The 11,636-nt window shown below is 63.2% G+C and carries 10 protein-coding genes and 1 pseudogene; 2 read left to right on the forward strand and 9 right to left on the reverse strand.

The features are described 5' to 3' along the window. Positions 1–2,134, forward strand: a 2,134-nt coding sequence (locus LL06_RS01950) for a putative Ig domain-containing protein (RefSeq protein WP_035521553.1), incomplete at its 5' end; no start/stop codon positions are given. Between the two features lie 319 nt (positions 2,135–2,453). Here the strand turns inward: LL06_RS01950 and LL06_RS01955 are convergent. Genes LL06_RS01955 through LL06_RS01985 form a run of 7 tightly spaced genes read right to left on the reverse strand, consistent with a single transcriptional unit; the run spans position 2,454 to position 9,727 of the window. Further along, positions 2,454–3,431: an ornithine cyclodeaminase family protein gene (locus LL06_RS01955; RefSeq protein ID WP_035521555.1), complete on the reverse strand. Its 978-nt coding sequence runs from the start codon at positions 3,429–3,431 to the stop codon at positions 2,454–2,456. Then, positions 3,428–4,279 carry an alpha/beta fold hydrolase gene (locus LL06_RS26240; RefSeq protein ID WP_052161115.1) on the reverse strand — a complete coding sequence of 284 codons (852 nt, stop codon included), beginning with the start codon at positions 4,277–4,279 and terminating at the stop codon, positions 3,428–3,430. Before LL06_RS26240 ends, LL06_RS01955 begins: the two co-directional genes overlap by 4 nt. Further along, a complete protein-coding gene (locus LL06_RS01965) occupies positions 4,276–5,727 on the reverse strand; it encodes a M81 family metallopeptidase (RefSeq protein WP_035521556.1) in 1,452 nt (483 codons plus the stop codon). The genes LL06_RS26240 and LL06_RS01965 overlap by 4 nt, the downstream gene beginning before the upstream one ends. A gap of 9 nt (positions 5,728–5,736) precedes the next feature. Then, positions 5,737–6,306: a TRAP transporter small permease subunit gene (locus tag LL06_RS01970; protein WP_244447019.1), complete on the reverse strand. Its 570-nt coding sequence runs from the start codon at positions 6,304–6,306 to the stop codon at positions 5,737–5,739. Continuing rightward, positions 6,282–7,259, reverse strand: a complete 978-nt coding sequence (locus LL06_RS01975) for a TRAP transporter substrate-binding protein (RefSeq protein ID WP_035521561.1) — start codon at positions 7,257–7,259, stop codon at positions 6,282–6,284. Before LL06_RS01975 ends, LL06_RS01970 begins: the two co-directional genes overlap by 25 nt. Positions 7,260–7,310: 51 nt before the next feature. Beyond that, positions 7,311–8,597 (reverse strand): TRAP transporter large permease, encoded by a 1,287-nt coding sequence (locus LL06_RS01980; RefSeq protein ID WP_035521563.1) that lies wholly within the window; start codon positions 8,595–8,597, stop codon positions 7,311–7,313. Continuing rightward, positions 8,594–9,727, reverse strand: coding sequence for an FAD-dependent oxidoreductase (locus LL06_RS01985; RefSeq protein ID WP_035521564.1), 1,134 nt, complete (start codon positions 9,725–9,727; stop codon positions 8,594–8,596). The genes LL06_RS01980 and LL06_RS01985 overlap by 4 nt, the downstream gene beginning before the upstream one ends. A 119-nt stretch (positions 9,728–9,846) precedes the next feature. Between LL06_RS01985 and LL06_RS01990 the strand changes: the two genes are divergently transcribed. Beyond that, positions 9,847–10,431, forward strand: a complete 585-nt coding sequence (locus tag LL06_RS01990) for an XRE family transcriptional regulator (RefSeq protein WP_035521566.1) — start codon at positions 9,847–9,849, stop codon at positions 10,429–10,431. Positions 10,432–10,524: 93 nt separating this feature from the next. On the opposite strand, the pseudogene LL06_RS26740 reads toward LL06_RS01990, so the two are convergent. Beyond that, a pseudogene (locus tag LL06_RS26740) lies at positions 10,525–10,668 on the reverse strand (ATP-binding protein); the annotation flags it as partial. A 121-nt stretch (positions 10,669–10,789) separates the two neighbouring features. Further along, positions 10,790–11,551, reverse strand: a complete 762-nt coding sequence (locus LL06_RS01995; RefSeq protein WP_035521568.1) for an IclR family transcriptional regulator — start codon at positions 11,549–11,551, stop codon at positions 10,790–10,792. Positions 11,552–11,636 lie beyond the last annotated feature (85 nt).

The following is an 11,636-nucleotide window of genomic DNA, read 5'->3' on the forward strand; positions in this document are numbered from 1 at the left end:
TCCGACCTTCGCCTTCTCGCCCGCCGCCGGCGCGCTGACGGCGGCGTCCGTTGGCACCGCCTATGGCCAGGCGCTCACGGCTTCGGGCGGCACCGCGCCCTATACCTATGCCATCACGGCCGGAACGCTTCCTGCCGGCTTGAGCCTCAACACCTCGACCGGCGCCATCACCGGCACACCGACCACCGGCGGCAATGCCGCCTTCACCATCACCGCCACCGACGCCAACAGCGTCACCGGATCGGCAGCCTATACGCTGGCCGTGGCCCAGCCATCGGTCACGCTGACGTTGTCGCCCGCTTCAGGGGCCTTCCCCACAGCGACAGTCGGCGTTGGCTATCGCCAGTCAGTTGCGACAACGAGCGGCAGTGCGCCTTATGCCTATTCGGCAACAGGGCTGCCGGACGGCCTTTCCATCGACATCAGCACCGGCGCCATCACGGGCACGCCGACAAGGGCGGGAAGCTACACGATCGTCGTGACGGTTAGCGACAGCGCGTCTCCCGCCAACCGTGGCTCCGGCAGCTATACGCTGGCGGTTGGCGCAGCCACATCCATTGTCTTCTCGCCGATTGGCGGAGCCCTCAAGGAAGCCATGGCGGGTGAGGCTTACAGCCAGCCGGTATCGGCGACGGGTGGAACGGGATCGTTGCTCTACAGCCTGGCGTCCGGAAGCCTGCCGAAAGGCATGGTGTTGAACGTCTCGACCGGTGCGCTCAATGGCCCTCTCGATGCAGGAACGGAAGGTGACTACGCCTTTTCCATCCAGGCGCGTGACAGCATGGGCGCGACCGCCACGGCAAGCTACTCCCTCAAGGTCGCGCGGCGCGCGGTGACTGTGGCCAATCATGTGGTCGATGTTCCCGCAGGCTCCACGCCGAACAATGTGTACCTGAACAGGGAAGCCACCGGAGGTCCGTTCACCGAGGCCGATATCTTTTCCGTCGAGCCACCCGTGGGTGGAACGGCGGCCCTTGTCCAGGGAGAGCTTGCGGACGCGTCAGCAACGTTCAAGCCGGTCGGCTGGTATTTGAAATTTACTCCTAATCCTGCCTATTCGGGCCAAGTCCGTGTCGGATATCGTCTCGTCAGCGCATTAGGAGCCTCCAACACGGGCTCGGTCATCTTCAACATCAACCATAATGCGTCGCAGGTTGCGGATGACATTGATGATCTCGTGCATGGCTTTGTGGAATCGCGCCAGAACATGATCGCTTCCACGATCAACGTGCCGGGACTGATGGAGCGGGCCAGAATGGTCAGCGGAAGGACCCCTGTCACCACCAGAATGTCCCCTTCCACCCGGGGCATGACACTCGGCTTCGCCACCAGTCTCGCGCAGTCCCAATCCGCCCGGGACATGGCCGACGGCGTGGCCGGAGCCTATGCGTCACCATTCAATATCTGGATAGACGGCGCCTTGCTTGTCCACAACGACAGGGAAACCGACGGCAGCAAATGGGGCAGCTTCGCCATGATCAACATGGGGGCCGATTATCTGGTGAGCGATCGGGCCCTGTTGGGCTTTTCGGTCCACTATGACCGGATGACCGATCCGACCGATGAGAACGCCACGCTGACCGGCAATGGCTGGCTTGCGGGTCCCTATACCTCCTTCGAAATCGTCAAGGGTGTGTTCTGGGACACGAGCCTGCTCTATGGCGGGGCCTCAAACACCATCGATACGCAGTTCTGGGATGGCAATTTTGAGACCCGACGCTGGATGATGGACACGTCCATAAAGGGACAGTGGGTCCTGGACGAAGCGACCGTGGTGACACCGAAGCTCAGGGCCGTCTATTTCTCCGAAACCGTCGACGATTACACGGTGAAGAACGGGTCAGGCGATGTGGTCGTTCTCGAAGGGTTTACCTCGGAACAGTTAAGGGTCAGCCTCGGCGCTGAAATCGCCCGATCCTTTGCGCTGGAAAACGGCTCGACGCTGACGCCGAAGCTTGGTTTTTCCGCAGGCTTCTCCGGCTTGGATGGGGCCGGAATGTTCGGATCGGTCACAGCTGGCGCGTCGCTGAAAACCATTGAGGACTGGGCAATCGAGGGCAACCTTCTGTTCAACATCGAAGGAGAAGGCGAAAGATCGGTTGGTGCAAAGGTCGGATTGTCTCGGAGATTTTGACACAAGCCAAGGAAGCAAGGGCCAATAAGTGCTCAAAGTTGTGCTGTTTTTGTACTCACCCGGAGTGCTCGGGCAAAGTCGGGCGCATTTTGGAGAGGAGGGCAAAGACCGCGACATGCGGTGCGGATAATCCAAAAATCGAGAGATCTCACATTCGGCGTAGCGTCACTGGTATGGATTTTTTGCCGCTCGCCCCCTTATCGGGCGCTGACGTCAGACACTTCGACAGATCCGAAAATGGATGCCAAGAACTGCGTGATCACAACGGATACACCAGATGTTCAGCCCCGAATTCGTCAGCTCGGGCGACAGCGTCCTTCTAGAAATTGACCTTCTGACCGCGGCCTTCGGCCTGAGCCCGGGTCAGGACGTGGTGGGCGGCGGCAAGGTCCTGAGCGGCGATGCCCAGCGAGCGGTAGATGGTGATCTGGGCGGGGCTGGTGCGGCCGGGGATCTCGCCCGACAGATGGGCGCCGATCTCGCCCTTGATCTGATCCGCGCTGAAGCTGCCGGCCTTGATCATGTCGATGATCTCTCCGGCCTGGGCCAGCGTTGAGGGCAGATAATCGACCCAGATGGCTCCACGTCTGACCATCTCGTCATCGACTTCGCGCATGGTCGGAATCGAGGAGCCGACGATATTGACATGCGCACCGCTTTTGACCCATTCGCCCTTGACGATCGGGGTGGGTGCGGCGGTGACTGTGCAGAGGATGTCGGCACTGGTGATTGCAGCTTGGATGTCGGTACCGTGGTCGATCTTGAGATCCGGGTAGAGGCTTGCTGCGCGAGCGGCGAAGGCGGCTGTCTTTTCGGCCGAGCGCCCGGCGACCGACAGGCGGGTGATCTTGCGTATGCAGATCATGGCGTCGAGGTGATGCTCGGCCTGTTCGCCGGTGCCGATGATTGCCAGGTGTGTGGCTTCCGGCCGCGCCAGCGCGCGGGTGGCCACCGCGCTCGCCGCTGCGGTGCGGATCGCGGTCAAGAGGCTCGCATCCATCATGGCGACGGCGCCGCCAGTCTCGGCTTCAAACAGCACCATGGCGCCGCGATGCGAGGACAGGCCGCGCGCCGGGTTGCCGGGAAACAGGCTGATCATCTTGACGCCGAAACAGGCAGGCTTCGCGATGGCGCCGGGCATCAGCCCCATCCGGTTGGCGCCGCCCACCGGCGTGACCGAACGCAAGGGCAGGGATGCTTCGCCGCGCGAGACCTGTTGCATCACCGCCTCGACCACCTCGATGGCCTCGTGCATCGGCAAAAGATCGGCGACGTCGTCATGGCTGAGGATGATCATAGCGCGCGCTCGTCTCCAGTACCCCAATCTGTCCCGGTCAGGTTCAGGTCCATCACCTGTTCGAGAAGCCCGATGTAGTCAGCTGGGCGCGCCACATAGGGAAAGTGCCCGCCGGAGAGGAAACGGTAGGCGCAGCCGGGATTGAGCCGCTCGCGCACGGCGGCGCGCATCTCGGGCGGGATCAGCGGATCGTCGTCGGCCTCGATGGTGAAAATGTCGCCGCGTGGCAGCGTCACCGGTGGCAGGTCCGGCGCGCTCTTGGTGGCGTTGAGGCGGTTGCGCAGCTCGGCTTCGGGAATGCGGCCGTTGACCTCGGCCATCAGCAGCGCCACCAGATCGGCCTGGTCGGGATGGGCGGCGGCCCAGGCACTCAGGCCCATGCCAAAGCCCGCGCGTAGCTCGGTGATCGGTGCATTCATCAGGTCCAGCGCGTAGGGCATGCGCTGGTCAATTCCCTGAACCGAACAGAGCGTGTTGGCGCCGATCAGTTTGACCGCCCGAGCGGGGGCGTTGGCGGCAAGGTACTGCGCCAGATATCCGCCGAGCGACGACCCCAGAACCACAGCCCGCTCGACGCCGAGACGATCGAGCAGGGTCACCAGATCGCCGCTCCAATCGGCGACGCCGCCGGTGCCCGGATAGGTCACGGCGAGAATCCGCACCCGGTCCTTGAGTGCTTCGATCTGCTGCCAGAAGATGTCGCCGCGCCCCAGCGTGCCGGGGATCAGCAGGAGAGCCGGGCCGGAGCCCACATCAACCAGTCCCCATTCGCGGCCATTGAGATCAATGCGTTGTTCGGGATGGCGGGCGGCAAAGGCATCGCGGCTCTCGATCAGGGGATTCCTCATGCGAAGGGATCCTGTACTGCGGGCCAGTAGGTGCGGGCGCGTTTGGTGTAGGGGATATTGGCGAAATCCGGCGTGATCGCGCCGGGGCCGGCCACCGGGATGACCTGGGCGGCGATCGGATTGAAGCCGGCCTGGTAGTGGTTGGAGGATTTGACGCAGACATAGCGACGCTGCGACAGATCGATCCCCATTTTCTCGAAGGCGTCCGGATGGAAGGTCTGGCTGCGATTGTCGTTGATGACGATGTCGATGCCGTCGGCCTCGACCCATACCGTCTGGCCCATCGGCGAGGGCAGTTCGCCAAAACGTTGCGTCATCTCGTCGGCGATGGCGCGCACGGTCACGGTCAGGTCCAGCGGATCGCCTGACATCGGACCGCATTTGCCGCCCAGGCGCAGCTTGAGGGTGGCGCCGATCCCGGCCTCCTTGCAGATGCGGACCGCGATCGGATCCCAGAAGATGCCGGTGGCGATGCTGCGCATGCCGCGCTCGATCATGGCGCGCAGCAGGAATGTGGCGTCGGCCGGCGCGCCGCCGCCGGCATTGTCGGACATGTCGGCCAACACCACCGGGCCTTTCGGCGCGGACTCGGCCAGATCGAGCGCCGCCTCGATACCGGGAATATCGCGGTGCAACTCGAAGCGCAGGCCATAAAGCGCCCGGCCCAGCCGCTCGGCCTCGGCTGCGGCCTGATCGGCATTGCCGTCGCAGATCGCCAGCGCGCGCGTGCCGGTGCGCTCGTGGTCGCCCCAGGGGAAGCCATGCGCCAGCGACAGCGACAGGATGCCGTCCTCGGCCTCGCGCGCCGACATGGCGTCGACAAAGCCGCGCATCGGCTGCTGCGGCGTCGGCATGGCGATGATCATGCGGCAGTCCCAGTCGCGCATCACCGGCGTGATCTCGCCTTTGGCAGTGCGCTCGGCCAGCGCAAACAGCTCGCGGGCGCGGTCGGGCACGTCGACATGCGGATATTCCTTGAAGGCGATCAGCAAGGTGGCCTTGGTCAGCATCTGTTCGGTCAGATGGCAATGGGGATCGAGCAGGCCGCCGATCACCGCGCCGGGCGCGATGGCTCGCGCGCCGGCCATCAGCTCGCCTTCGCAATCATCATAGCCATCGGCGATCATGGCGCCATGCAGGCCAAACAAGATGACATCCACTTTGCCTGCTGCGCGGAGATCGCTGAGGATCTCGTCGCGGAAGGCTTCGAATTCGGGCTTGACTGTGGGGCCGCCGGGTTGGGCTGCCGCACAGAGGGATTCGACCACCTCCCAGCCCTTGGCTTCGGCCATTTCGCGCCAGATATGCAGCGCCGCGTTCCAGTATTGCAGGGGATGGGCGGTGGCGTCACCGTGGAAGATGCCGCCTTCCACAAAACTGGCGTGCCCGGTGGGCATGGGTGAAAAGGAATTGGTTTCGGTTGTCAGTCCGGCAATAAACAGTTTCATGATTGTGTCCTAAAATTCAGGGGGCTGCGTATCGGGCACCAGCCCGGAAAAGCGGAGCGCCAGGCGGGCGCTCAGATGCACAAGGATCAGCAGAAGGGCCAGGGGGACGCAGGCTGTGAACCAGATCATCGACATATCCAGCATCTCGGCCTGGCGCGCGAGCGAGCGTCCCAGAAAGCCGCGGGCCGGGTCCATGCCGGCATTGAAGACCGAATACCAGAGGATCGGGATCGCAAAGGCCAGCACACCGGTTGCCCGGATCACCGCCAAAGCCGCGCCCGGGCCGCCGCGGCGGAGGCGCATGGCGGGAAACAGTGTCGGGTCGGTCCCGGCATAGAAGGCGCAGGACGCGCCCAGCATGCCGGTCCAGACCATGGCCCGGCGGGCCAGTTCCTCGGTCCAGATCGGCGGCGCTTCGAAGACGTAGCGAGCAATGACCTGCCAACCGGCGGCAAAGACCATGACCAACACGGCCAGTACCGCCCCCCAGAGGGCGATACTGTTGAGACCGGCGGACAACCGGTTCAGGCGCTGTGCGAAGAGTTGCATGAAACCTACTTGCTCTTCGCGGTTTCCCATTCCGCGATCTGTTCCTGGGTCAGGAGGTCAGAATTGTAGGCAGGCGCCGATGCATCGCGGAAGCCGTCGCGAGCCGCCTGATCGAGACGTTCGATGGCGACGCCGGCCGCTTCCAGTTTGCCCAGAACCGCATCCTGGGTCTTCAGCCACTCACGGTTGGCCGCGGTTGCGGCTGCGGCTGCAGCGTCGACCGTGGCGCGATCAGCCTCGCTCAGTCCCTGATACCAGTCTTCCGAGACGATGGTGATACGCAGCGACGGCGAGACCGCGGCGTCGGTGAAGAACTTGAGGAAATCGGTGTGCCCGAACAACAGCGGCACGAAAGCCGGGTTCATGTAGCCGTCGGCAACGCCGGTCTGCAGCGCATTGGGGACTTCGGCCCAACTGACGATGGTGCCCGCCGCACCCCAGGCCTTGTAGAGCTCGATCTGGCTCTCATCGAGCGCCCGCATCCGGAGCCCGGCCATGTCGGTCACTGACTTCACTGGCCGCTTGGTGTTGAAGATGCCGGTCGCCTGGCCGACATGGTTGAGCGAGAGGACGCGGACGCCGCCCTTGGTGGTGGCTTCGTTGATCCTGGCCAGCATGCCGCCTTCATTGATGGCGCGATCCACCTCGGCGGCATCGGCGAAGAAATAGGGCAGGCGCAGGCCGTAAATCAGCTTGTCGAGCGAACCGACAATGTTGAGCGGGGACAGGGAGACTTCCAGCAGGCCCTGGCTGACCTGGTCGAACAGTTCGTCGTCGCCGCCGATGCTGCCGCGGGCGAATTCCTCGGCCGGCATGCCGTTTTCATTCAAATAGGTGCTGAAGGCGTGGGCCCAGACATAGCTGCCGGAGCCTTCCAGGTCAGGCGGGCTGTCGAGCGCGATCTTGATCTGGGCATTGGCCGCGCCGGCCAGTGTCAGGGCTGCGGCGAACAGGGCGCCGCCCAGGATTTTCGAGTAAGTCATGTCAGTTCCTCTCCATTATGATTTATGTTCGGGTCTTCTCTTCATCGAGGCTCAGCCTCCACCCAGGCCGAAGGCATGGGGCAAGGCCAGACTGAGGACGGGCATCTGGATCAGCAGCGCCAGCACCGCGATCTGGACCAATACAAAAGGAATGACGGCGCGGGCCAGTTTCCAGTAGTTGACGCCGGTGACGGTCGAGACCACCAGCAGGCAGCCGCCCATCGGCGGCGACACCAGCCCGATGCAAAGGTTGAAGCACAGCACGATGCCCAGATGCACCGGGTCTGCGCCCTGTTCGAGCGCAACGGGGGCCAGGAGCGGCACCAGAAGCGCCAGCGCCACCGGGATGTCGAGCACCATGCCGGCCAACAGAAAGATCGCGTTCATCGCCAGCATGTAGCCGACCGGACCCAGACCCCAGTCCATCACCATGCCGGAAATCATCTCGGGAATGCGTTCGAGCGCACCAAGATGCCCGAGCGCCGAGGCGGCGCAGATGATGATGAAGATCGATCCCGACAGCATGGCGGTGCGGCGCAGGCTATGCAGCACATCGGTGGGTCCGAGCCCGGCATAGAACCATCCGGCTCCAAGTGCGGCGAAAACCGCAACGGCCGCGGCTTCGGTGGGCGTCATCAGCCCAAAGACGATGCCACCCATAATGATCAACGGCAGGCTGAGGGCGGGGAGCGAATGCAACAGCGTCGGCAGCAGCGGCGGCATGTCGGCTTTCTCGACCCGGGGATGGTTTTCCCGCATCGCATAGAAGGCATTGAGCACCAGCAGGGCGGCGGCCAGAATGAGGCCCGGCACGATACCGGCCAGAAACAGCGCGGTGACGGATGTGCCCATCAGCGCGCCGTAGAAGATCAGGATGATCGACGGCGGCACGATCGGCCCGATGATGGAAGACGCCGCGGTAATCGCGCTGGCGTAGGTCAGCGTGTAGCCGCGCCGGGTCATCTCCGGAACCAAAGTGTTGGACAGGGCAGCGGCATCGGCCACGGCCGAGCCGGAGATTCCGGCAAAGAACACCGATGTCAGGATGTTGACGTGACCGAGGCCGCCGCGGATGCGGCCGACCAGCGCCATCGACAGGTTGATCAGCGCGCCGGTGATGCCGCCGCGGTTCATCAGTTCTCCGGCGAGAATGAACAAGGGCATCGCCATCAGCGCGAAAACGTCGATCTTGGAGAAAATCTGTTGCGGCAGAACCGCCAGATAGCGGGCATTATCGGTGGCGATGAAGGCCAGAACCGCGGCGCCGCCGATCACATAGGCAATCGCCAGCCCGGAAAACAACAGGGCGGCAGCGAAGAGGGCGACGAGCACCATCATGCCGCCACCTGCAGCCGCGCGGGCGACAGGGCGGAAGCAGTCACGCCGAGATCGGCGACATCGGCAGGCAGGTTCCGACCCATAACAAGCGCTGCAGCGCTGCGTGCCATGGCGGGCGCGCTCTGGATGCCATAGCCGCCCTGGCCGGCCAGCCAGAAAAAACCGGGCGCATCCGCATCAAATCCCGCCACCGGATTGCGATCGGGCAGAAAGCTGCGAAGGCCCGCCCATTTGTGGTCGATGCGGCGGATCTGCAGGTCAAAGGCGGTTTCAATGCGATCGACGCAGATGGCGATGTCGAGCTCTTCGGGCTGGGCGTCGCAGGGTTCCGACAGGGTCTCGTCGGCGGGAGAGATCAGGAGCTTGCCGGCGTCGGGCTTGAGATAGAATTGTTCCTCGACATCGACGACCATCGGCCAGGATTCCGTCGCCATGCCTGCAGGCGGATCGACCAGAAGCGCAGTGCGCCTGAGCGGGCGCAGCCCCTTGGTGGCGACGCCGGCCATCTTGGCGATCACATCGGCCCAGGCGCCCGCCGCATTGATGATGATGGGGGCGCTCAAGATCTGGCCCGGGATTTCGACCTGCCAGTCAGACCCGGAGCGGCTCAGGCCGGTCACCTCGGCCTTTGTGATCAGCGTACCGCCACTGGCACGGAAGCGGCTGAGGTAATGCTGGTGCAGGCCGTGCACCTCGATATCGGCGGCCGTGGTGTCGAGCAGTCCGGCGCTCGCATAGGTCTCGCGCAGCAGCGGCGAACGGGCGCGCAGGCCTGCGGCATCGAGCGGCTGCACCGTTGCGCCCAGCGCGATCCGCATCGCCTCGAGCTTGTCTGCCTGATCGCCGCGGGCGATGAACAGCGCGCCACGCGGGCGGAGTAAATTGGCGGGCGGATTGCCCGGTCCTTGACCGAGAAAGAACTCGTGCGAGGCGCACGACAGCGCCCGGATGACCGGCGGACCATAGGCCTGGGTGTAGAGAGCGGCGGAGCGTCCGGTGGTGTGGTAGCCGGGCTGGCTCTCTCGTTCCAGCAACGCCATGCGTCCGGCACCGGCCAGTTCGGCTGCGACCGAGGCGCCCGCCATTCCGGCGCCGATGACAATCATGTCATAGTCTTGATGCGCGGCCATGCCTTCCCCTTGAATGTCCAGGTGGAAAGAGGTTAACACCAATTTTCCTTTTGGAAAGAGGCTTATTTCCTATTGGAAAATTTGTGGCACGTATCCGGTTTGTCCCTTAGGGTATCTGCATGAACAAACAGACTGACAACGGCAATCCCAGACTGGACTTCGGCCGCCGGCTGCGCAAGCTGCGCCTGGACAAGGGCTGGACGCTGGCAGAACTGGCCGAGCGGTCGGGACTGGCGATCTCGACGATCTCCAAGGCCGAGCGCGGCATCATTGCGCTGACCTATGACCGGCTCGCCATGCTGGCCAAGGCGCTGGAGGTGGATCTGGCGGCGTTTTTCAATGCCGAGGGGCAAAGCTTCGCGCCGGGCAGTTTCGCGGTCGCCCGCAAGGGCGATTTCAAGATGCAGGAAACCAAGAACTACGTCTATGAAATGCTGTTTCCGGATGTCTGGCACAAGGCGATGAGCCCGATGATGGGGTCGCTCAAGGCGCGGGAGCTGGTCGATTTCGAGGAATTCGTGCGCCATCCCGGACAGGAGTTCCTGATCGTGATGGCCGGGCAGGTGACGGTGTTCGTGGAAAACCGCGATCCGGTGGTGCTCAACCAGGGCGACTGCATCTATTTCGACAGCGCCGTCGGCCACCTCTACGCCTCGGGCAGCGACGAGGATGCGCGCATATTGGTGGTCTGCGCGCCGGGGTGAATGGGGTGGCGGCTGGGGTGTGGATTTCGATGAATCGGGCCAGCGTACTCAACACGTAACTGCTGTCCGTTTGTGGGTAGTGTCTCAGTTTGAAAGCAGTTGCGACAGGATGGGAATGACAGCCTCAAAAGCCGGCGATCCCTGTTCGGTCAGTTCGCCGACGGCCTGTGCCATGCCGTGCATCTTCAGGCTTCGCAGCATGATGACGATAGCGCCGCTCGCTGGATTATGACGCATGGCGCACCTCCGTAGCCTTCCGCAGGGCGTCTAGAAAACTCGGGGTTGTTCAGTGGCAGGTCAGGGGCACGTCACGGCGGCCAGCGCGTTTTTCCGCGGGACAACGGAAGACCTATGCGCTTCAATCCGGGCGCAGTTCGCCGCGCAGCGTTTTGGACAGTTGCGCTGCGGTGGAGGTCGTCACCCGGATGATATGTTCCAGATCCGAATCCTGGATCCTGAAGGCGGGGGAGACCACATGGATTGCCGCGATGGCGGTATTGTCCAGGGCAAAGATGGGAGCTGCGCAGGAAATCTGGTCTTCGCTGATTTCACCTGTGCTCACGCAATATCCCTGGCTTCGGATCTTCGCCAGTTCGTTCAGCACCGCGCCCCTGCTTTTCGGAGTTTTGCTGGTGATCGGCGGGATCCTTTGGGGAATGCACCGGTCGATGAATTGCGGGGACTGGAACGCCAGTATGCACTTCGGAGAACCGGCATACAGCGGCCGGCGCCGGCCTACCGTCACATTGACACGTAGATCGCGCGACGGCTCGACCTTGGAGACACAAAGCGCCTCGTAGCCATCAAGCACCCGTAGCAGAACCGTTTCGTTCACGCGTCGGCACAGGTCGTCGAGGGCAGGCCCGGCGAGCCGGACCAGATCGTTCTGCGAGCTTGCCGTGATTCCCAGAATCAGCATCGCGTCGCCGAGCTTGTAAGCCCCCTTGGCCGAGCGTTGCACAAATCTTTTCTGTTCCATTGTATGCAACAACCGATAGGCCCTGGACTTGCCCATGTCGGTTTGTTTCGCCAGTTCAGTCACCCCCAAGTCGGGATTGCGTGCCACACTCATGAGCAGGTCGAACGCCTTGTCGACTGATTCTACTGTATAATTCTGCATTTTTTCGCGCCCCCGAAATTTGATTGCAGGCGCGAGTATAGCTGTTTTGTCTGGCGAAACACAGCAAAATTCCGGATTGACAGTC

It is taken from the genome of Hoeflea sp. BAL378, assembly GCF_000759435.1.
Taxonomy (GTDB): Bacteria; Pseudomonadota; Alphaproteobacteria; order Rhizobiales; family Rhizobiaceae; genus Hoeflea.